Source organism: uncultured Thiohalocapsa sp. (genome assembly GCF_913063425.1).
GTDB lineage: Bacteria > Pseudomonadota > Gammaproteobacteria > Chromatiales > Chromatiaceae > Thiohalocapsa.
Genome location: NZ_CAJXYK010000034.1, coordinates 1 through 21,177 on the forward strand (window position 1 = coordinate 1; position 21,177 = coordinate 21,177).

The window sequence follows — 21,177 nt, forward strand, 5'->3', positions numbered from 1 at the left end:
CTCGCCGAGCCCATCGGCGACGACTGCGCCCGCCTGCCCGCCATTGAGTCAGCGCCCGAGGCCCGCGCCCGCGCCGGCAGGTTCTTCGAGCTGATGGAGCGCGAGGCACGCACCGCGGGCGCCCGCCTGGAGGCCGTCCGCCCGTTCGCGCTCCGAGCCGCCGAGCACGCGTACCGCATCGCTGGCGTGCTGTCCGCCTATGCCGGCCGCCGGGAGATCGATGACGCGACCATGCGCGGGGGCATCGCGCTCGCGCTCTACAGCGTCGATACATGGCGCGGCATCTTCGGTGACCGCGACACCGCCCGCGCGCACGCGCACGCCCTCGCGCTGTATCGCTGGCTGCTGACGCGCCCCGGCGCCGCCGCGTCCGAGACCGCGATCCTCAGGACCGGCCCCAAGGCACTCCGCAGCCGCAGCGCCCGCGACACCGCGACCGCAACCCTGGAGGGTGCACGGCTGGCAGTCCGAGATCGGGACACCTGGAGCGCAGTCCATGAGTGAGAGCCTGCTGGACGTGTATGCCGACCTGATTTCGCCCGGCGACCTAGGCGAAAGGGGCGAATTAGGCGAAAACCCGCGCCGTTGCTGGACTGACGCAGGGGCGAACGAGGGGCGAACGGGGGCGAAAAGACCCTGTGGTTCGCCCGGTATTCGCCCCGATTCGCCCGGCATTCGCCCCGCCGAAAGCCGCGCCGTTGCTGGCGATTCGCCCAATTCGCCCGTTTCGCCCACCCCGGACCCGAAAACCAAGGGCAACGTGTACGACCTGGAAGCCGCCGCCGGCCCCGACTGGCCCTTGGTCCGCGACGACCCCGATGCACTCGCCGCCCTTCGCCGCGCCGCGGAAGTCCGCCGACTCCGCGAGCAAGGCATTCCGCCGGACGACTACACGCAGCCTGCCCACTGCGACGGCTGCGGCCCCGTGCTGTTGTGGGAAGGCGCCCCGGCCCGCGTCATCGCCTGCCCGTGGTGCTTCAACCGGGTTGCCGGGCGGCCCGTCCCCAGGCCCTCGCAACCCGCCCCGACAGCACCGGCCGCGCCCGTCACATGCGCGACCTGCGGGCACTTCGAGCCGAACCGCGCCGGCAGCAGCGCCGGCATCGGCCGCTGCCGCATCAACGCCAAGGCGAGCCGCAAAGCGCCGGCCCTATGGCCGAACGCGGTTCACCGCTGCCCTGACTGGAGCCCCGCCGATGACCGCTGATGCCCCGACCGCACGCGCCCGCGTCCGCTGCCTGGACTGCGCGCACGCCGACCGCAGCAAGGCCCGCTGCCCGATTGATGGGCGCCCCATCAAGAGCCCCGGCGCGTGGCGCCGCTGCGATGCCTTCGCGCCCGATGCGAGCCCCGCTGAGCGCGCACGGGAAGCCCTCAGAGCCGCCGGGCTGCTGGGGCATGTTGCCGCACTGGCCGACATGGACGGGCGCCGTGTCGGGCTGTGCGTGCGCGCAGAAGCCGACCGCAAGACCGCATCGCGCGTGCTGCTGACCGTTGACCGCGCCATGCGCCGCGCCGCCTGACACTGGAGCCTGACCCATGCGAAACCCCGAACGCCGCCCATCCGCCGCCCGGCTCGCCGCTGAGCGAGCTTTCTACGCCCCGACCGACCCACCGACCCCGGAGCCCCGACCCATGACCGATCCGACCCCGCTGCCCGAGCCCACCATCATCCAGCACTGCGACGGCAGCCGATGCCGAACCGCGTTCGTCATGGGCACGGCCGCCCGCCCTGGCGAGCTTGCCGCCCGGCCCGTTCCCGGCGGCTGGAAGGTAGGCAAGGCCGACCGCCGCCCCGGCTGGCGTCGTGTCGTCATGGATGACGCGCCGCAGGAGCCCAAGCGATGACCCGGTTGCCGTCGATCCTGGAACCGCTGTCCGGCGCCCCGTCCGAGCTGTGGGCTGGGCTTTCACCGACCCTGATTGCCACCTTCGCCGCCTGTGACCACAAAGGCGCTGCTGACCCTGACGGCCCGTCGGTGCAATGCGCGCTGACAGACGATGTGCAACTGGACATCTTGCTGAACTGGCAGAGCCCGTTTGAAGGCGCAGGCCCCGAGGCACGGGCGCCGACCATGGCCGCGATGCTCCAATCCGGCGCCCTGCAACCGCTGGCTGAGCGCATCGGCGGGGGCATCGGCGGGGCGATTTCCGGGCTGATGGAGACCGGCCGCGGGCGCACAGGCGTAACGAAGCTGAACAGCACGCAGGTATTCAGCGGCATGCCGCCGCTGCGCATCCAGTGCACGGCGCTGTTCCGCGCATGGTCGGACCCTGCGACCGAGGTTGAGGCGCCGTTGGATCGGCTTGTGACGCTGGCGTTGCCCGAATCACTCGCCCCGGAAGGCACGTTGCTGAACGTCTACGACGCGCTTCGGGCGGGCCGGTATGACCTGAACAACCTTGTCGCCGCCGCGATGCCCAGCAAGGCCCCGCGCACGCTCGCCATGACCTACAAGGGTCGGACCTTCGCGCCGTTGGTCATCGAGTCCGTCGGCATCCCGCTGCATTCCCCGTCCGACGAGCACGGGCGGTTCGTGCAGATGCAGGTTCCGCTGACCATCGCAACACTGACCGCTATCGACGGTTCCGACTGGATGGGCTTCAAGGGCGCTGTCTGACGCGCCCGCGCTCCCGCTGACCGACCAACCCCGCACCGACCACCGCAACGCCCCAGGAGGCACCCATGACCGCAAAGACCGCCGAGACCCTGACCCTGACCGAGCAAGCCGCCCGCCATGACGCCGCCACTGGCGCCGCGGGCAACCGGCTCGCCCTCAAGCTCCGCGAGCTTGCCGACGCGCGCCACATGCTCGCCCAAACGTCCCTGAAAGGCCGCGTTTACGCCGCCCTGGAAGCCGCCCACTGGCGCCCCGAACACGCGATTCGCGCCGCCGAGAAGGAGCTTGAGGCCGTCAATGCGCAGATCGCCGCCGCGCACACCGGGCGCGCGCATTCGGCTGACCTGGCGACGGCTCTGAACCGCGGGCTGTCCAGCGTCCGCGCCGACCTTCAGCGGCAGCGCGAGAGCCTGATGGGCGACAAGCACGCCGCCGAGCACCGGCTGCGCCGCCTGACGGACCAGCGCCGGGCGGCCGTTGCGACGCTGACCGAGGCCGGGCTGACCACCGACGAAGCCGCCGCCCGCGCGAAGCCTACCGCCGACGAGGTAGCCGCCGCCGCCGAGCGCGCGGAGGTCACGATGCCCGCGCAGATTGCAGCCGTGGACGAGCGCATGAAGGACACCGTTGGGCTTGCGCGCGAAGCCGAAGCCCGCCAACGGGCCGAAGCCGCCGAAGCCGCCCGCAAGGCCAAGGACCGCGAGCGCGTCCGCGAACAGGCCCGCATCGAGGCCGCCGCCGACGCTGCCGTTGCCCGTCACGACGCCGAGGCCGCCTGAGCATGGGCGCCGCACCCGCCGACGCGCGCCGCGACGATGCGGCGCAGGAATCCACCGAGCCGCCGGCACACTCCGGCGGTACCCCAAGCCGCTGGGCACAGGTTGAGCTTGCGCGTGAGATCGGCCGCCGGCTGCGAAACGCACGCGAGCTTGCCGGGTTCCAGCAACAAGAAGCCGCCGGGCTGCTCGGCTACGTGCAGAAAGGCAACCTGAGCCGCATCGAGTCGCATCTTGACGGGCGCTCGGCAGTGCCGTTGTGGCTGCTGCCGCGCGCCGCCCGGCTGTATGGCGTCAGTGCCGACTACCTGCTCGGGATCGTGGACGACCCGGAGGCCGACGCGCTTGGTGCGGCTGAGCGCGCCGTGGTCGGGATCATGGGCGCCGTTTGGGATGAGCAACGCCGCCGGGACGTGCACGCCATGACTGCCGCCCTGGCTCGCATTGCCGAACTGGAAGCCGACTGCGCCGCGCTGACCCGTCTCACGTCGGGCGCCGCGTCAGCACTGCAACGCTTCGTCGCGTTGAACCCAGGATGGCCCGACATGCCCGGCGGGGCATCGCTGGCGCTGAAGGTACAGCAGTCGGCATCGACAGCGGCCCGGCTGTGCAGCCGTCTAGCGAAGCTCCACGAGGACGGGCGCCGCGTTGCCGATGGCCCCGTGACCGATCACGACCCGGAGGACGGCTGATGCCCGCCCGAGCGAAGTACCGCCCCGAGTTCTGCGAGCTGGCGCACCGGCTGGCGCTGCTCGGGCTGGTGGATGACGAAATTGCCGACGTGCTGAACGTCAGCACGCGGCAGTTGCACCGCTGGAAGCGCGCGCATCCCGAGTTCGCCGAAGCCCTCGCCAACGGCAAGGCACCCGCCAACGCTGCCGTTGCGGCTGCCCTGTACCGCCGTGCGACTGGCTACGTGGACGAGACCGGCAAGCACCACCCGCCGGACACGGTTGCCTGCATCTTCTGGCTGAAGAATCGACGGCCCGAGGCATGGCGCGACAAGGTTGAAGTCGAGCAACAGCACAGCTTCACCGACGCCGACCGGGAAGCCCTGCGGAAAATCCACGAGCAAGCCCTGGAGCATGCCGAGCAACAGCGGCAGGCCATGCTCGGACGTGCCGAACGGCTTGGGCTGACCATGGAAGCCGAAGAAGGCGCCCTGTTCGACCTGGACGCCGACGGGGCACTGATCGAAGCCGACGACGACGCACCGTAGCCGAATCGTCACCCCCTAAAGCACCGGCGCCGACCATGGCGCCGCGCTGCCCTCCCGCCCGCCTAAGCCGCCGCGGGCGCTGCCCCCTGCCCACTGCACCCGGACGACGCCCGGCGCCCGTAGCGGCCCGCTGGCGAGCCTGAGCCGTTGCCGACCCCCTACACCTGCACGGGCACCGTGCCCAAGCATCAGCGCGCCGGAATAACCACACGCCGAAGTCAACCTATCGCCTTTCCGTGATGGATCGAAAATTGCCATGCGGCCCGCGCGTCTATCGGCCATGACGGGAACATGGTTTTTCCCTTCAGCCGCCGCGCGCATCGGCTGGCCAGCGCACCGCACAGGGTCGGCGCCTGCGAGCCCGCCCGCCGCTGGCGAGCCCTCCCCGCCGGCATCGGCCGCCGTCCCATGGGCACCCGAAGCCCGAGCCGTCGCACAGGGTCGGCGCCGGGGTTTTGAGGATTGTGGGAATTGTCGGTATAGGGTCGGCGCTGGCGAGGCCCTGAGCCCTGCCCATGGTCGGCGCCCGTTGTGGCTCGCCTGCGAGCGGCACCCGCGGTTGCGGGGCGCGATGCCGGGCGCCATGAGCTGCAAGCCAAGGTCCGGGACCGACAGGCACCGGGAGCCCCGCGCGCCGAGTCCCTGAGTCCAAACTGAGTCCACTCCTGCCTTACACTCGGCACAAGGCCCCACCATCGGGCACGCCCACAAACCGATAAGCGGTTGTTTTTTGTGGTGCGGATTTGTGGGAAATCGCGTAAGTTATTGAACCGTAAGGACTCATAATCCCTTGGTCCTAGGTTCGAATCCTAGACGGCCCACCAAGTCCACCCGACTGCCGGGTTCGGCGTTGTCACGATCCTTTTACAGTGGCGTGCCCCAGGCAGCCTTCGATGCGCTGTTGCGGCCACCTCTGGTTCCCAGGTACTTCCGTGATTTGTCAAGTACGGCGGTATCGCGTTTGTCCGGCCTCTCATCGGTTCCGGCTGTCGCATGGGTGTCGATTGCAGCGATCCATCTGGCGGTGACGCCCGTGCGCTCGACGCGCCCCGCGTTGGGATGTCGCCGCTACGCCCTGCGAGTCGCCCGGAGTGTCCACATTTTTTACAATCCTTCCTCCGCGGTTCTGGCGCCAAATCGACAAGGGCCTGTAACACACTGAATAAGCGAGCGATTATAAATAAGGTGTGATACTTGCTTAGCGGTCAGTGGTACTCTTATCTCTACATCAGTGAACCGCGCCAAAGCTGGTACAGTACCGGCGCTGATCCCCCTGTCGCTCCGGAGCTCCCGATGCCCAAGCGTATTCCCCTCGCTGCTGCCGCCCTGCTGGCCGGTGCTGTGACGCCCGCTGCGGCCGTCCAAACGGTCCAGCTTGGCTCCATCACCGACGTCGAAACTGCCACATCGGAGGTCGCCGCTTACAACGAATGGGCTGCCAACTGCCCGAACGTGTCCACCAGCGGTCTCGGCTGCGGTGCGGTGGTCGCTCCGCTAGACAGCGATCGCACCCTCTTCTTCTGGGGCGCGCGTGGGAATACCAACAACACCACCATCGAAGTGGAGTGGACGGGCACGCAGCCGAGCGAAGTGATCCGAAACGTCGCCATTCGTACTGCGGACACCGAGCCCATGGGCCCGGCAAGCGGCCCCCGATCCTTCCGCTTTGCCCCCAGCTTTGTCCCGGGCACTTGGGAAGCGAATTTTGGCGCGCCGACACAGGGAGAGGGGCTCTTCCTGGCGTATGGGCGGAACGAATATGCGTTCGATTCCTCTGGCGGCGCCGCAGAGTGGGAATCCACCAGAACTGCGCCGTACTTCGTTGCAAGCTTCAACGCCTCGGTGAGTCTGCCTGGGCTCGCCGCGGAAGACATCGTGGTCGATGGGACACCCTTCCAGCTCTTCGATCCTTTTCCCAACCAAGATGGTACCGCGATCAGTACGGCGCAGCCCTTCCCAGTAGACATTCTCACGGAGCTTCCGCAGAGCAAGCGGGGCAGCCTCAGTAATGGCGACGTATTGACCATCGAGTTGTTCGTGGGCAGTGCAACCTCTCCCGTGCCAGGCGACGTGCCGGTCGGCTTCATGGATGACATCAGCATCCAGCTCAACGTGGGGCCGCGTCTGGAGCTGGACCCGGCGAAGGCGACCACACCCGGTGTGCCGGATGTCGAGCTCGGGGACGTGCGTGCGGGGACATCTGGTACGGCGGGCGACATCACGGCGGAGAACACCGGTGAGGCGCTGAGCGGCAACCCCACGCTGGAGCTGACGTTCAATGCGGTCACAGGTGATACGACGCAGATCGCAGCCGGCGACGGCGGCAGTTTGAACGACAGCATCGACTTGGCGCCGGGCGACACCTTCACCCGCAGCTTCACGCTCGACGGCAGCGGCATCGACCTCGATCTCACGGACACCGACGGGCAAACCTTCCAGGTGACGCAGGAAGTGAGCCTGCGAAACCCGAACGACTTCATCCAGAATCCGGATGACCTCGCTGACCCGACCGGCCCGCAGACGCGCACCGTGTCCGGGACGGTGGTGGGTCCGATTCTCGGCGTCAGGGCCGACGACGGCGCCCGGTACCTGCCCTACAACTCCAGCGCTGACGCAGATAAGATCGACCTCGGCACGGTGGAGATCGGAACTGATCCACCGGGCCTGCAGAAGCTGCTCATCGAAAATTTGTTTGGCGCCGATCTCGGTATGCTGACATCACTCAGTCTGCTCAATGTGGGCATCGATGACGCCTCGGATCCGCGCAACTACTACTGCATTCTGACCGCAATGACCGGTGACTGTGCCAGTGGCGCGGAGATCGCCAGCGCGTTCGAGAAGATCATCCTCGGTGACGGCAATCTGGTGTCCACTGACGGCTCGCAAGGAAGCGGGACGACCCCCCTGCCGGACATGTGGATCCAATTCGACCCGACCCGCAACGTCACGGACTACGAAGCCATCCTGTTCTTCGAAACCGACATGAATACCGCCTTCGGCAACAACAGTGGCCGCCTCAGCTTCACGCTGACCGGCTCCAGCTTCGGCTATGAGCCGACGCCGACGCCCGCCTCCCTTGCCCTGATCGGTTTGGGGCTGGCGGGGCTTGCGGGTGTGCGGGCGCGGCGCGCGTCGGCGCGGCGGTAAGCAGGAGTGATGACAATGACGCAGCAGCAGATGCCGCCTCGGCGCCAGCTCAGCGATGAAGTGACCGTGCCGGTCGAAGTGCGTTCGCGTAAGTGTCAGTACCGCCGGCTCGGCGCACCACTCGCGGCCGCCGTCGCCGGTTGCTTTGCGGTGGGCTCGGCGCAGGCGGTGATTACTCTTGACCCCATCGCTGTCAATCTCAGCGCGGCGACGCCGGAAGCGAACAGGACGTTTTCGGTGGGTCTTGATCAGACCTATTGGACACGGTTCTCTGAAAACTGTGACAACGCAGGTGGGACGGGCGGCGGAACTTCACGATGTGAAGGATCAGGCTTTCCAGCGCAGCCGGCGCCAAACCCGACTGCCCAAGGCGGCACAGCTCAGGCCCTCCTCTTCAGTTGGGGCACCTACGACGAAGTGGATGCCGGTGGCACCTCGCTCAACTCCGTTCTTCAAGTAGAGTATCGGGGCGACAGCGGGGGGCCGCAGTCGTTCACCTTAGATTCCCTTACTTTTGTGTCAGGCACTGACCGATTAGGCCCCCCTAATCCTGACGGCGATAATCCCGCGGGACGCAATTACACTCAAGCTGGACGTCGAGACTTGGGGCAGGGCTCTATGATCGCCTACGAAGTAAACGGAAGTGAAAATCTGTTGGGTTACTTCCCTAACGACCCGAACAATAACGCACACTTTATTACCGATCAGCTGATGGCCGTCCGTATCTACGACGGCGACAACGGTGGAGTGAAGGCGGAAGTTCGGGACTGGATTGTGGCGCGTCCGGAGTCGGAGGCGGGGGTGCGAGACGAGTCGACTGACTACTTTGAATTCAATAGCCCGTCGGATTATGGTTTCCCCGATTATCGGTTTGTGGGTGTCTCCGGTAACCCGGCGGATGGGAAGACCTATTTCTTCACCGACAATGGCACGGCCGATCCGAATACACCGTCGGACGCGAAGACGACGGTGATGATCGATCCCGGAGACATGATCGAGTTTCAATTCTACGAAGCGTCGAATTGCGGTCCGGGCGGCAACGAGTCGTGTTGGAATAATGCGACTTCGGCGAACACGGACTTTCTTCCGCCGCCGGATGCGTATTATGGAAGTTTCGACCTGATTCTGAATCCTGCTGCGGCGTCGGAGCTTCGGGTCACGCCGGATGACACGCTCACCCTACCGAACGCCCGCGCCGGCGACCCGACCGCCACCACCGACAGCATCCAGGTCGAGAACGTCGGCGGCGGAGTCATCACTGGTGAGTTTGCGGCGCTCACCGGTGACACAACGGAGATCGGGCCGTCCGGCACCCAATCCTTCTCTCTTGCCGCGTCGGGTTCGGCCACGGACCAGCGCGATTACACCTTCGATGCGTCGGGGGTGATCTTCGACGTCAGTGACGCGGGTTCCACCGGCAAGAGCTTCACGGTGACGCAGGACATCACCAGCGACGCCGATTTGAGTCCCGACCAGACCCGTACCGTCCAGGCGACGGCAAAGAGCCCTATCCTCGGCGTCTCCAACGTAGCGTCGCCGGACACGTCTGGCTCCGCGGACTGGTTGGCGTATGGCTCGACGATCGACCTCGGCACTCTCGACGTCGGCGATGACTTTCTGGTCGCCGATCTGATTCTCGGCAACTTGTTCGGCGTGGATGAGGGTGACATGACGGACCTGACCCTGTATAGCGTATCGATCCCAGCGCTGTCGAACCCGAATGGGTTGTTCGAGATCGAGTCCGGTGAAGTCAGTGGCACGGAGGAGACCATTGTTGCGACGGATACGCGGTTCCCGGCGGTGCGCATCCGCTTCGATCCGGACGACACCGACATCGGCACCTGGACTGCGCAGCTCGACTTTGTGACCGACATGTATCGCGCCCACGACGTCGGCGAGCCCAACGCATCAACACTGTCGTTCACGCTTCAGGCGACCTTGCGGGAGGCGCCGGCCCCAGGGGCTGTCGCGCTCATCGGCATCGGTTTGGTGCCACTCCTCGCGGCGCGGCGGCTGGCGTCGGCGACGTCTGGGCGCTGAGGCGCCAAAGTCTCGACTGCGGCGCAGGGACGCGGCCGGTGCCTTTGCGGGCGCTTGCAAGTGCGCCGCAGTCATGCCCATCGTCCCCTGCTTCGACAGGGGCGAGGCACGCCGAGCGGATGCCCCCTCTCAGGCTCCCTGTCGGGGATTGGCGCAGGTCAAGCCTCGCGGGAGCGGTGCCAGACCGCTCTCGGCTGGACCTCTTGCAGGCCATGGCGGTCCGGCGGCCTAATACTTTATGCTGCGCGCTGGAAGCATTAAGCAGCCTGACCCGTCAGCCCGTTCCCGACCCGTGCACTTCGACATCCAAGCCTTCCGCAACTGGCAGCACCGCAGCGTCACGCTGCTCGGCATGTCCGGGGTCGGCAAGACCTACCTGTCCGCCCTGCTGCGGCGCAGTGACTGGTTCCACTACTCCGGCGACTATCGTATCGGCACCCGCTACCTGGATGAGCCCATCCTGGACCTGATCAAGTCCAAGGCCATGGAAGTGCCCTTCCTGCGCGACCTGCTGCGTCGGGACTGGATCGCCATCCAGAACAAGATCGCGGTGGACAACCTGGGCCCTGTGCTGAGCTTCGTCGGGCAGCTCGGGGACCCGGACAAGAACGGGCTGTCCTTGCAGGAGTTCAATCGCCGCCAGGCCATGTACCGGGAGGCCGAGATCCAGGCCATGCGCGACGTGCCGGCCTTCATCGACAAGGCCCGGCGTATCTACGGCTACAGCCACTTTGTGAACGACGTGGGCGGCAGCCTGTGCGAGCTGGAGGCACCGGAGGTCATCGACCTGCTCGCCCGCCACACGCTGATCCTCTACATCCGTGTGCCGCAGCAGGACGAGATCAAGCTCATCCGCCGCGCCCAGGCAGACCCCAAGCCGCTCTACTTCCGCCCGGCGTTCCTCAAGTCCGCCGTCAAGGATTACCTCGCCGAGCGCGGGCTGACCTATGTGGCGGACATCGACCCGGACGACTTCACCCGCTGGGTCTTCCCGCGGCTCTTCCACTCCCGTGTGCCCCGCTACGAGGCCATCGCCCGCCCCCACGGCTATGTGGTGGAGTCCACGGAGGTGGCCGCCGTCCGCGACGAGCAGGACTTCCTTGCGCTCATCGAAACGGCCATCGCGCGCAAGGCGGCCGGCGGCGACACCGCGGGCTATCCTGCCTCCACCGGCGCCACACCGCCGCCCGCGGAGCCCGACGCCACCGCCTGAGAAGCCCTCGCCTGAGACGCCCTCGACCGAGCCAGATCCTTGCCCATCGTCGCCCACAACGACCTGCCCACCTTCGAGCGCCTGCGCGCCGAGGGCCAGAACATCCTGCCGTCGGACCGCGCCATTGCGCAGGACATCCGCGAGCTGCACATCGGGCTGCTCAACATGATGCCGGACGCGGCGCTGGCGGCCACCGAGCGCCAGTTCTTCCGGCTGGTGGGGCAGAGCAACCAGATTGCGCAGTTCTACGTGCACCCCTTCACCCTGGACGAGCTGCCGCGCTCGCCGGATGCGCGCGAGCATATCCGGCGCTGGTACGAGCCCTTTGCACAGGTGCGCGAGCAGGGGCTGGATGCGCTCATCATCACCGGCGCCAATGTCGCCGGACCGGACATCGCCCGGGAGCCCTTCTGGCGCCCGCTGAAAGAGGTGGTGGACTGGGCCTGTGAATCCGTCACGTCCACGCTCTGCTCCTGCCTCGCCACCCACGCCGTGATGCAGTTCCGCTACGGGCAGCCGCGGCGGCCGTTGGGCTTCAAGCGCTGGGGCGTCTATGCGCACCGGGTGGTGGACCGCAGCCATCCGCTGGTCACCAGCGTCAACACCCTGTTCGATGTGCCGCACTCGCGCTTCAACGAAGTCGGTCGCGACCAGTTCGAGGCCGCCGGCGCGCGGGTGCTGGTGGAGAGCGGGACCGCCGGCGTGCACCTGGCGGTGAGCGGCGACGGACTGCGGCTGGTGATGTTCCAGGGGCATCCGGAGTACGACACGGTCTCGCTGCTGAAAGAGTACAAGCGCGAGGTCGCGCGCTACGCCACCGGCGCACGTCCCGACTATCCACCATTCCCAGACAACATCTTCAGCCGCAAGACCCGCGCGGTGCTGGACGAGTACCGCCACCTGCTGGAGCACGAGCTCGACCGTGGGCGCCCGCCACCCGAGCTGCCCGAAGCGCGCATCGCCGAGACCCTCGACAACACCTGGCGCGACACTGCGGAGGGCGTCATCGGCAACTGGATGGGCCTCATCTACCGGGTCACCAACAACGACCGGCGCATCCCATTCATGGACGGCGTGGACCCGGATGATCCCCTCGCACTGCGTCGCTGACGGCCCGCGGCGGCATCGGAATGCAGCGCGCAACGGGCGCTGCTCCGCCTCCAGATGTTACAAGCTTGTCGCCTAACTGCAACATTACGGACTGATGGCAGGGTGGGCGAGGCTGTTTGTCAGGCATTTAAGAAATTCCTTACGAAACCGTCATTCTGTGGGGCTCAAACATGCGTTGGTTACCTGCTTGTCAAGGTCCGGACGGCTGCCTACACTTGCCTTAACAGACCAACTGTGGCCCAACGGCCACATGCGTGGTTTGGAGCTCCGGGAAAACCCGAAATCCGCAGGCAGATCAAGGGCGAGGCCCGCACCGAAAGTAAGCATCACTGAGAACGATCAAAATGTTCGACGAGCAAGAGAACGTCATCCGCTACAAGTGGGACCCATGGACCGGCTCCGGCTACCGGATCCGTTGCGCAACCGGCGGTGGTGAGCACCACTACTTCGTCGAGGACTGGAGCAACCATGTCGTCGTGGACGACTACGGCTGCCACGACCTCGACGAAGCGCTGGGCGTATTGAACCGCTACTGCGACATCGACGTCGCCGCGGAGCGCACCCGCATTGCCGCCTGGCTGCCGGAGAATCTGCAATAGACCATCCGAGCCCCTGCAGGCCGCCGCATGCGGGGCTCAAAGGTGCAGATTGAAAGAGGCCGCCTATGCGGCCCCTTTTTTGCCGAGGTTCGGTCGTCGGCGATTGCGCGCGCGGGTCATCCTGTCCTTGACGAGGATGCGCTGATTAGGTTCTAATGACGGGCTTCGTACGGCAACACTGCGTGCGTCCCGCCCCCGCCCAGGTAGCTCAGTTGGTAGAGCAGGGGATTGAAAATCCCCGTGTCGGCAGTTCGATTCTGTCCCTGGGCACCATTTTTCAAGCATTTAACCTTTTCTAGGGTCTCATCAGCTGCGGTCTGTCGTGCGGTTTGCGCGCGCCTGTGTGCTGCGCCAAAAGCCTCGGATGCCTCGCCGTCGCTGGGCTCCGGGGCTTTTGCCGTTTGGGGCTTGGCGAAGGTGGGGACTTCTGCGTGTGTTATGGGAGCAGGTGCCGGTAGACGTCGGGAGCCGGGCTTGCATTGCCTTGAATGGGGCGGCACGCTGGCTTTGCCTGACACCCCGGATGCTCTGCCCAATAGACACCCATGTGCCGCGTCGGGCGCACCCGTACGCGACCTTTGCTGGCCTGTCTGCTGCTGATGTCGGTCCTGGTCGCGCCCGCCATCCTCCCCGCCGAGACCGCGGCGCCCGATGCCGGTCAGCCGGCAATGGTCTCCATGCGCCCGGCAAGACTGAAGTCCAGCTCCGTGATGCCGCCGGCATCATGGGTGGCGAGGTCCACCCGCACGGTGCGGTAGACATTGAACCATTCCGGGTGATGGTCCATGGCTTCCGCCACCAGCGCGGCACGGGCCATGAAGCCGAAGGCCTCGTTGAAGTCCTTGAACTGGAATTCTTTGTGCAGCTTGCCGTCGACGACCTGCCATGGTGAGGGCACGGAGGCGTTGAGGGCGGCTAGGGCGCTTTGGATCTCTTGGTCGGTCAGCTTGGTGCGGCTCATCGGGATCTCCTGGTTTGGGGGTGACGAGAGCGGAGGTTGCCCCGGTGCAGCCTGGGTTCAAGTGGGGGATTGGGTTGGGCGGGGCGAGGGGCGAGGGGCGAGGGAGCAGACTAACGCTTCGTTAAGTGCAGAAGTGCACCGGTGCCCGCTTGCGGGGCGTGCGGCAGCGCGGCGCTGCGGTGGGGGCAGTGCGGGTGGCGGATGCGCTTCGCATATCCGCGCTGCGGCGACAGTGTTCTCACATGGGTCGGGGCGGAGCCGGCGGGCGGTGGATGGCGGATGCCGGCTTCGCCCCTGTTACCCGGTGTCAGGCGTCCTGCTTGCCTTCGGCGACGTCGCCGGCGGCCTCTTCGGCCTTCCTGGCGGTGCGCTTGGCTTTCTTCATCGCAGCGTCGACGACGGACTTGGCCTTGGCGGAGACGCTCTCGGCGCCGTGCTCGACGGCTTCCACCGCGGCGGCGGCCGTCTGCTTGGTGCTGCGGCCGAAGGCGGGCACCCATTCGGCCACCTTGCCCGCACCGGCCTTCACCCCGCTGACGACCTTGCCGGTGAGCTGAGCGGCCCGCTCGTGCAGTGCCTTGTCAGTGGCGCCATAGGTGGCCAGCGAGCCGACGGCAACGCCCGCGGCGAAGGGAATCAGGGGAAATGCCATGGAGACCTCCAGTTGGGTGGCGGGCACCGCACAGCGGCCCGCAGGTCGGGGGAAAGACACGCGCTGCCGGATCTGCTGTCCGGGATCTGCCTTCGCGCATGAGCGGGCGCATCCGGATGCCTGCGCCTTCCGGCGCGCTGCTGTTCAAAGCCTAAGCTTAGCAGATGACAGCAATATGACCGTTCTGCCCATGGGTGAACGGATCTGTGGCGGTTGCCCGTGGAGGGGACTGACGGGGGCCGACGGCGTCCGTCGCCGACGCAGGCGAATCGACACCAAGGTTGGGCTGCCGAGACGCCGCCGACGGCCGTCTGCACTGCTGCCGGCGGCCGTCGGGTTGTGGCGAGCGCCGGCGTCAGGCCGCCTCCCGCTCCTCCAGCTTGCGGATGAGCGGATAGAGGTGCTCCGTCTCGCGTTGGATGCGGTCGAGCACCAGACCGAACATCTGCTCGGTTTCCGACAGGAACTCGCCGTGGTTGCGGATGGTGAGGCGGCGGCTTGACTCGTTGCACCAGTCCTTGAGGTAGCGGTTGAAGATACGCTTGATCTCCGTGGAGCCGGACAGGAAGCGGTCAGCGGTGTTCTTGACCGTCTGGTCCGGATAGGAGATGAGCTTGCCGCAGAGCTCGCGGTCCACCAGCTCGATATGCTCCTTTACCTTGCCGGTGTACTCGAAGAAGACGTCACAGGCGGTCTCGGTGTCGCACATCTCCCGGTTCTGCACCAGGTACAGGAAGACGTTGGAGAGCTCGGTGATCTTGTGGTTCTGAGCATGCAGCTTAGAGAAGGCAGTCATTGCAGGGCATCCTCCATCGGAGCGCTGTCGTTGTCTGTGGTGGTGAGGCAACAGGATTTCGGCTGTCGGCGCTGGCGTCGCGCCGACGTCTGCGGCTGGACATCGGCGGCGCGATGGCGCTCTCGCAAGCCTGCGCCGCGCTGGCCTTTACCGGAGAAAGTGTAGCTGAATTGCGCGGGCGCCGTCGCGGCCACTTTGGTACAAGACACTGAATCCACTCATCAACTTTCGATCATCGCCGTCAGCCGCTGGCCCGGGGGGACCATCGGCAGGACATTTTCCGCCTTGTCCACCCAGACATCCACCAGCACAGGTCCGGGTTCTGCCAGGGCCTGCTCCAGGACTTCGTGAAGCTTGGACGGCACACGCACCCGATAGGTGGAGAGGCGGGGGTAGACGGCCTTCAGCGCCGTGAGATTCGGCAACTGGCGGCGGCAGTTCTGGTCCAGATCGATGCAGCCCGCATCGCAATCCCACTGCCGGGCGAGGCAGGTCTCGTGGTGATGGCCGTCGTCCATCATGTCTTCCCACTGACGCACCATGCCGAGGAAGCTGTTGTTCAGGACGAACATCTTGAGCGGGACACGATTGGCGACGACGGTGGCCAACTCCTGCATGTTCATCTGGAAGCTGCCGTCGCCGTCCACCAGCACCACGGGGTGCTCCGGGTTGCCGTACCAGGCGCCGATGGCGGCCGGCAGGCCATAGCCCATGGTGCCGAGCCCGCCCGAGCTGATCCACTGGCGCGGCCGGCTGAAGCGATAATACTGCGCGGCCCACATCTGGTGCTGGCCGACGCCGGTGACCACCGTGGCCTGGCCGTCGGTGAGCGCCGACAGGCAGGCGACCACCGCCTGGGGCTTGATGTGCTCACCCTCAGCGAAGGGCAGCGGCATCTGCTCGCGCCAGCGCCGCACGCGCGCCATCCAGTCCGGGTGCCGGGCACTGCGCCCGGAGGTAAGGGCGTAGTCCAGAAAGCGGCTCAGCGATGCCACCAGCGCCAGCTCGCACTTGATGGTCTTGTCGATCTCGCTCGGGTCGATGTCCACGTGCGCGATGCGCTTGCCATCCGCGAAGCCCCGCACGGCCACCCGGTCGTCGAAGCGCCCGCCCAGGGTGAGGATCAGGTCTGCCTCGCGCAGCGCGTAATTGGCCGGCACGCTGCCGTGCATGCCCGGCATGCCGAGGCTGTGCGGCGCGCCCATGGGCACGGCGCCGAGGGCGTTGAAGGTGGTGGTGACGGGGGTGTCGAAGCGCTCGGCAAAGGCGCACAGCGCGTCCGCGGCGCCGGCGTGGATGACGCCGCCGCCGGCCTTGATCACCGGGCGCTCGGCGCCCGCCAGTGCCGCCAGGATGGCATCGGCGGCGGCGGCGTCGAAGGGCACCCCGGCGCGATGGCGGGTGCGCGGCGGTTGGCTGCGGGTCAGGGCGGCCTGCTGCACGTCCTTGCAGATGTCCACCACCACGGGCCCGGGGCGACCGCCCGCGGCCAGCGCGAAGGCCTCGCGCAGCATCCACTCGAGATCCGCGATGTCCTTCACCAGGTAGTTGTGCTTGGAGATGGGCCGGGTGATGCCCACGGTATCCACCTCCTGGAAGGCGTCGCTGCCGATGGCCGCGCTCGGCACCTGGCCGGTGATGAAGACCGTGGGGATGGAGTCCTTGTAGGCGTCCGCAATGGGCGTGGTGAGATTGGTGGCGCCCGGCCCCGAGGTGGCAAGCGCCACGCCGACGCGCCCGCAGGCGCGGGCATAGCCCTCCGCCGCATGGCCGGCGCCGGGCTCCTGGCGGCACATGACCACCTTGGGCACGGGCTCGCCGCGACGCAGGCGCCGGTTCAGCTCAACGTGCAGCGGGATCACCGCCCCGCCCGTGTGGGCGAAGATCACCGCCACGCCGAGCTCGCGCAGGACGTCGAACAGCACCGCGGCGCCGGTGCGGGGGGTGGATGGGTCGTGCGTCATGGTGGGGGGCTCGTGGCAGCGCCTGCTGATTCGGGCATGATACGGCCTTGCACCCGGCCCGCCATGATGCGCGCCAATTCCCCTGCCGGCCAATGCCGTCCCCGAGCACCACGACATCGCGCCCACATGAGCAATCCACTTCGCCGCTGGTGGCAGCGCCGCCGCCTGGAGCGAGCCCACGCGGACATCGACCCCGCCCTTTGGCCCGAGGTCTGCGCGGCGCTGCCGCTGCTGGACGGCTTCGACGCCCCCGCCCGCCGCCGACTCATCGACAGCGCGGCGCTGTTTCTGCACCAGAAGACCTTCGAGGCCGCCGGCGGTGCCGAGCTGTCCCTGCGCACGGGCATGGAGCTGGCCCTGCAGGCGGCGCTGCCGGTGCTGGAGCTGGGGCTCGACTGGTATCAGGGCTGGCATGCGGTGATCGTCTACCCGGACGAGTTCGTGCCGGCCCGGGAGGTGGTGGACGAGGACGGGCTGGTTTGGGTGGACGACGAGCCGAAGAGCGGCGAGGCCTGGGAACAGGGCCCCGTGATCCTGTCGCTGACCGATGCCCTGGATGGCCGCGAGCGCAGCGGTTACAACGTCGTCATCCATGAAATGGCGCACAAGCTCGACCTGTGCGACGGCGCCGCCAACGGCCATCCGCCGCTGCACCGCGGCATGGACGACACCGCCTGGGCGGGGCACATGCAGCGCGCCTACGACGACCTGTGTCGGCGCGCCGACGCGGCGCCCGAGCTGTCCCCGGCGCTGTTCATGGTGGACCCCTATGGCGCGACCTCGCCGGCGGAGTTCTTCGCGGTGACCAGCGAGCTCTTCTTCGAGCTGCCGCACCGCCTGCGGGCGGCGTACCCGGAGGTCTATGCCGAGCTCGCGGACTTTTATCGCCAGGACCCGGCGCTGCGGCTTCGGCCCGTCAGCGGCCGCTCAGCGTGAGCCGGTTTTCCTGGTCGTCGATGGTGAGCTGGTAGCGCCCGAGCACACTCATGCCGAGCAGCCCGGCGTTGCCGAGCTTGTCGTCGTCGAGGAAGGCCACGGCGACGTCCGTGACCCGCTGCGCGCCGAGCCAGACGGCATCGAGCCGGCCCGTCAGTGCCTGGGTCATCCCGTTGGCGGTCTGCACTTCGCGCTCCTGAAGACCGTCCTCGTCGAGGCCCAGGTCCTCGATGAGCGAGTCGGGCAGCACCACGGTGTCGGCGCCGGTGTCGATGAGCAGTACCCGCGCCAGGCGGCGGCCATCGGCACCCTCCAGCGCCACGCGCACCGAATGCTGGCTGCCCTGGCGGATGGTGGGCAGCTCGATGGGCGCGTCCGGCGGCGGTCCGCCATCCACGGCCACCAGCGGCTCCGCCGACGTGGCGCCGGGCGCCGTGGCGCCCATCACGATCACCCGCTCCACACCGCCGCGGCCATCCTGCACGATGATGTGGTCGAAGCCCTCCAGCAGGGTGCGCAGACGCCGCACCGGGTCTGCGACCGATTCGGCGCGCCCGGTGCTTTCGGCCAGGTGCTCGTCACCCGTGACCGTGAAGCCGTAGTCGGCGGCGAGGCGGGCAAGCTCGGCCGCCACCGCCACCTGGCGCGCCTCCGGGGTCTCGGGCGGTGCAGCGGGTGCCGGGGTGGCCGCCGGCAAGGGTGCCGACCAGCCCATGGACACGACGAACAGCAGGGCCGACAGCCGGGTCAGCCCCTGAGCCGGCAATTGAGCTGGCGACTTGGCCCGCAAGCGGGTCTGCCGCGAGCGCTGCCGGAACGAGAATCTCTGCATGACGCACCACAGGTGTTGGTGAGACGCCGCGACCCGATGCGCGGCGGGACGCTCCGGGTGCTCACCGTCGCAGCATACCAGTGCTCCCGGGTGCCAACCAGATACGGCCATTGCGCCGGCGCGTTGTTAGACTGTGCGCAACCGCACAGCTGGAGAATGACAGTGGGCCCGTTCGGGAGCGCACGCAACGGTGCGGCCGCAGATGCCGCGCCCGCCGGCGAGGAGGGCATCGCGGCGCAACTGGCGGCGCTCTTCATCGGCGCCGTTCCGTTGGCGCTGCTGGCGGTGGTCATCAATGCCGCCGTGCTGGGCTGGTTCCTCACGGGCTCCGCATCGCCTGCGACACTCGCCGTCTGGCTCATTGCCATGGGCGCGCTCAGTCTCGCCCGATACCTCGACGCCCGCGCGGCCCACGCCCGGCGCGGCGATGAGCGGGCGCTCGCGCGTCACCTGCGGCGCGCGCAGGCGGGTGTTCTGCTCTCGGGTGGCCTCTGGGGCGCCGCCAGCGTCTTCCTCTTCCCCGTGGACAACGTCGTCCATCAGGCCATGCTGACGGTGGTGCTGGCGGGCATTTCCGCGGGGTCGGTCACCACCTTTTCCGTGTGCCTGCGCGTCTGCTGGACCCTGTTGGCGCTCATGCTGCTGCCGCTGTCCGTGCGGATGCTCATGCAGCAGACCGAGGTGGGCTATGCCATCGCGCTGCTGACGCTGCTCTACTTCGTGCTCATGCTGAGCATCGCCCGGCGCTATCACGACACCGTGGTGGAGAGCCTGCGGCTTGGGTATGCCCGCGAGCGCGCCGAGGCCACTGTCGTGCAGCAGGCCTATTACGACCCGCTCACCACCCTGCCCAACCGGCGCCTGCTCTGTGACCGCCTGCAGCTCGACATCGCCCGCCATGCCCAGCAGGGCCATGTGGGTGCGCTCTTGTACCTGGACATCGATCGCTTCCGGCTCGTCAACAATTCCTGCGGACGCGAGGCCGGCAATGCCCTGCTGCGGGCCGTCGCTCAGCGCATCAACGACCTGCTGGGCGGTGCCTACAGCATCGCGCGCATCGAGAGCGACCGCTTCGCCATCGTGCTCACAGAGCTCGGCGGCACCACTCCCGCCGCCGCCGATCGTGCCCGCCAGCGGGCCGAGAACCTGCGCCGCGTGCTGGCGATGCCGATCGAGCTGGAGGGGCGTGACCTTCAGCTCAGCGCCAGTGTCGGCATCGCCCTCTTCCCCAGCGATGGCGATGCCCCGGATGACCTGCTGCGGGCGGCGGAATCGGCGCTGGCGCAGGCAAAGAGCGCGGGCCGCGATTGTGCGCGCTTCTATCTGCCGCAGATGCAGGCGGCGGCAAAGGCGCGCATGGACCTCGAGGGCGCCCTGCGCCGGGCGCTGCGCGACGGTGAGCTGACGCTCCACTACCAGCCGCAATGCGACCGCCACGGGCGCATCATCACCGTGGAGGCGCTGATCCGCTGGCCCCGCGGCGACGGCGAGATGGTTGCCAGTCCCAGCGTGTTCGTGCCCCTGGCGGAGGACAGCGGTCTCATCCACGAGCTCGGGGAATGGGTGGTGGGCCAGGCGCTGCGGGACATCCGCAGCCTGGATCGGGAAACGGGGGCCGCGCGCCCGCAGCGCATCGCCCTCAATGTGAGTCCGGCGCAATTCCGTCAGGTGGACTTCGCCGGCGGGCTTGCCAGCCGCCTGCTGACGGAGCGGCTTGACCCGCAGCGCCTGGAGCTTGAGCTCACCGAGCACGTTTTGGTGGCAGACTTCCAGGATACCGTGCGCAAGATGGACCGGCTGCGGGAGCTGGGCGTGCATTTCTCCGTGGATGACTTCGGCACCGGCTATTCGTCGCTCAGCTACCTGAAGCGGCTGCCGCTGGATGCGCTCAAGATCGACCGCTCCTTCGTCCGTGACGTGGCCAGCGACGCCTCGGACGCAACCATCGTCGAGACCATCATCGACATGGCCCACCGCCTGGGTCTGCAGGTCGTCGCCGAGGGTGTGGACAACCCCGCAGTGAAGGCCTTTTTGGAGCAGCGCGGCTGCGACCGCTACCAGGGCTTTCTGCTGTACCGGCCCCTGCCGCTGCCGACACTCGTGACCACCCTGCGCGAGCAGGTGCGCGCCGCCGGCTGACCGGGCGCCGAGGTGCCTACCGGCCAGCGCTGATTCATCGCGTCCCGTGCAGGCAGGCGCGCGCCGACGCGCACCCTGCCGCGCATGCGCTCCGCCGGTTCCATGGCCTGATCGGCCGTGCGGCCGCGCCGGGCGTCATCCTTCCACCAGACGCGGCGCTCCGACGCGAAGC

At 67.6% G+C, this 21,177-nt stretch carries 20 protein-coding genes and 1 tRNA gene; 16 read left to right on the forward strand and 5 right to left on the reverse strand.

Annotation, left to right across the window (positions count from 1 at the left end; all coding sequences use genetic code 11):
* The 14 genes from QZ607_RS17005 to QZ607_RS17070 form a co-directional block, all read left to right on the forward strand.
* A partial coding sequence (locus QZ607_RS17005; RefSeq protein WP_295885022.1) for a DUF3987 domain-containing protein occupies positions 1 to 504 on the forward strand: 504 nt, incomplete at its 5' end.
* Positions 497 to 1,207, forward strand: a complete 711-nt coding sequence (locus QZ607_RS17010) for a hypothetical protein (protein WP_295885024.1) — start codon at positions 497 to 499, stop codon at positions 1,205 to 1,207. The genes QZ607_RS17005 and QZ607_RS17010, both read left to right, overlap by 8 nt.
* The gene (locus QZ607_RS17015; RefSeq protein WP_295885028.1) at positions 1,197 to 1,523 is read left to right on the forward strand and encodes a hypothetical protein; all 327 of its coding nucleotides are present in this window, start codon (positions 1,197 to 1,199) and stop codon (positions 1,521 to 1,523) included. Before QZ607_RS17010 ends, QZ607_RS17015 begins: the two co-directional genes overlap by 11 nt.
* Before the next feature lie 112 nt (positions 1,524 to 1,635).
* Positions 1,636 to 1,848 (forward strand): hypothetical protein, encoded by a 213-nt coding sequence (locus tag QZ607_RS17020; protein ID WP_295885031.1) that lies wholly within the window; start codon positions 1,636 to 1,638, stop codon positions 1,846 to 1,848.
* Positions 1,845 to 2,621: a hypothetical protein gene (locus QZ607_RS17025; protein ID WP_295885033.1), complete on the forward strand. Its 777-nt coding sequence runs from the start codon at positions 1,845 to 1,847 to the stop codon at positions 2,619 to 2,621. The genes QZ607_RS17020 and QZ607_RS17025 overlap by 4 nt, the downstream gene beginning before the upstream one ends.
* 65 nt (positions 2,622 to 2,686) lie before the next feature.
* Complete coding sequence (locus QZ607_RS17030; RefSeq protein ID WP_295885035.1) at positions 2,687 to 3,400, forward strand: hypothetical protein; 714 nt, start codon at positions 2,687 to 2,689, stop codon at positions 3,398 to 3,400.
* Between the two features lie 2 nt (positions 3,401 to 3,402).
* On the forward strand, positions 3,403 to 4,089 hold the full coding sequence (locus tag QZ607_RS17035) for a helix-turn-helix transcriptional regulator (RefSeq protein ID WP_295885038.1): 687 nt from the start codon (positions 3,403 to 3,405) through the stop codon (positions 4,087 to 4,089).
* On the forward strand, positions 4,089 to 4,616 hold the full coding sequence (locus QZ607_RS17040; protein WP_295885041.1) for a hypothetical protein: 528 nt from the start codon (positions 4,089 to 4,091) through the stop codon (positions 4,614 to 4,616). The genes QZ607_RS17035 and QZ607_RS17040 overlap by 1 nt, the downstream gene beginning before the upstream one ends.
* A 1,293-nt stretch (positions 4,617 to 5,909) precedes the next feature.
* Positions 5,910 to 7,763, forward strand: a complete 1,854-nt coding sequence (locus QZ607_RS17045; protein WP_295885044.1) for a hypothetical protein — start codon at positions 5,910 to 5,912, stop codon at positions 7,761 to 7,763.
* A 15-nt stretch (positions 7,764 to 7,778) separates the two neighbouring features.
* A complete protein-coding gene (locus QZ607_RS17050) occupies positions 7,779 to 9,803 on the forward strand; it encodes a hypothetical protein (RefSeq protein ID WP_295885053.1) in 2,025 nt (674 codons plus the stop codon).
* 292 nt (positions 9,804 to 10,095) lie between these two features.
* Positions 10,096 to 11,016 carry an ATPase gene (locus tag QZ607_RS17055; protein ID WP_295885057.1) on the forward strand — a complete coding sequence of 307 codons (921 nt, stop codon included), beginning with the start codon at positions 10,096 to 10,098 and terminating at the stop codon, positions 11,014 to 11,016.
* A 39-nt stretch (positions 11,017 to 11,055) separates the two neighbouring features.
* Positions 11,056 to 12,126 (forward strand): homoserine O-succinyltransferase, encoded by a 1,071-nt coding sequence (locus QZ607_RS17060; RefSeq protein WP_295885059.1) that lies wholly within the window; start codon positions 11,056 to 11,058, stop codon positions 12,124 to 12,126.
* A gap of 344 nt (positions 12,127 to 12,470) precedes the next feature.
* Positions 12,471 to 12,725 carry a hypothetical protein gene (locus QZ607_RS17065; RefSeq protein ID WP_295885063.1) on the forward strand — a complete coding sequence of 85 codons (255 nt, stop codon included), beginning with the start codon at positions 12,471 to 12,473 and terminating at the stop codon, positions 12,723 to 12,725.
* 197 nt (positions 12,726 to 12,922) lie between these two features.
* Positions 12,923 to 12,998: transfer RNA gene (locus QZ607_RS17070), tRNA-Phe, on the forward strand.
* Between the two features lie 385 nt (positions 12,999 to 13,383).
* On the opposite strand, the gene QZ607_RS17075 is transcribed toward QZ607_RS17070, so the two are convergent.
* The 4 genes from QZ607_RS17075 to ilvB all read right to left on the reverse strand — a co-directional run bounded on the left by QZ607_RS17075 (position 13,384) and on the right by ilvB (position 17,098).
* Entirely contained in the window at positions 13,384 to 13,686 is a 303-nt protein-coding gene (locus QZ607_RS17075) for a 4a-hydroxytetrahydrobiopterin dehydratase (RefSeq protein ID WP_295885066.1), read from the reverse strand.
* Between the two features lie 307 nt (positions 13,687 to 13,993).
* On the reverse strand, positions 13,994 to 14,338 hold the full coding sequence (locus QZ607_RS17080; RefSeq protein WP_295885069.1) for a hypothetical protein: 345 nt from the start codon (positions 14,336 to 14,338) through the stop codon (positions 13,994 to 13,996).
* A gap of 355 nt (positions 14,339 to 14,693) precedes the next feature.
* Complete coding sequence (locus QZ607_RS17085) at positions 14,694 to 15,134, reverse strand: hypothetical protein (RefSeq protein WP_295885072.1); 441 nt, start codon at positions 15,132 to 15,134, stop codon at positions 14,694 to 14,696.
* A 221-nt stretch (positions 15,135 to 15,355) separates the two neighbouring features.
* The gene (gene ilvB / locus QZ607_RS17090) at positions 15,356 to 17,098 is read right to left on the reverse strand and encodes a biosynthetic-type acetolactate synthase large subunit (protein WP_295885074.1); all 1,743 of its coding nucleotides are present in this window, start codon (positions 17,096 to 17,098) and stop codon (positions 15,356 to 15,358) included.
* A gap of 126 nt (positions 17,099 to 17,224) precedes the next feature.
* On the opposite strand from ilvB, the gene QZ607_RS17095 reads away from it, so the two are divergent.
* Positions 17,225 to 18,034 (forward strand): zinc-dependent peptidase, encoded by an 810-nt coding sequence (locus QZ607_RS17095; RefSeq protein ID WP_295885077.1) that lies wholly within the window; start codon positions 17,225 to 17,227, stop codon positions 18,032 to 18,034.
* On the opposite strand, the gene QZ607_RS17100 is transcribed toward QZ607_RS17095, so the two are convergent.
* The gene (locus QZ607_RS17100; protein WP_295885080.1) at positions 18,015 to 18,866 is read right to left on the reverse strand and encodes a TIGR02281 family clan AA aspartic protease; all 852 of its coding nucleotides are present in this window, start codon (positions 18,864 to 18,866) and stop codon (positions 18,015 to 18,017) included. The two genes, QZ607_RS17095 and QZ607_RS17100, sit on opposite strands and share 20 nt — an antisense overlap.
* A 162-nt stretch (positions 18,867 to 19,028) precedes the next feature.
* Here QZ607_RS17100 and QZ607_RS17105 point away from each other — a divergent pair, with 162 nt between their 5' ends.
* Positions 19,029 to 21,005, forward strand: coding sequence for a bifunctional diguanylate cyclase/phosphodiesterase (locus tag QZ607_RS17105; protein ID WP_295885082.1), 1,977 nt, complete (start codon positions 19,029 to 19,031; stop codon positions 21,003 to 21,005).
* Positions 21,006 to 21,177 lie beyond the last annotated feature (172 nt).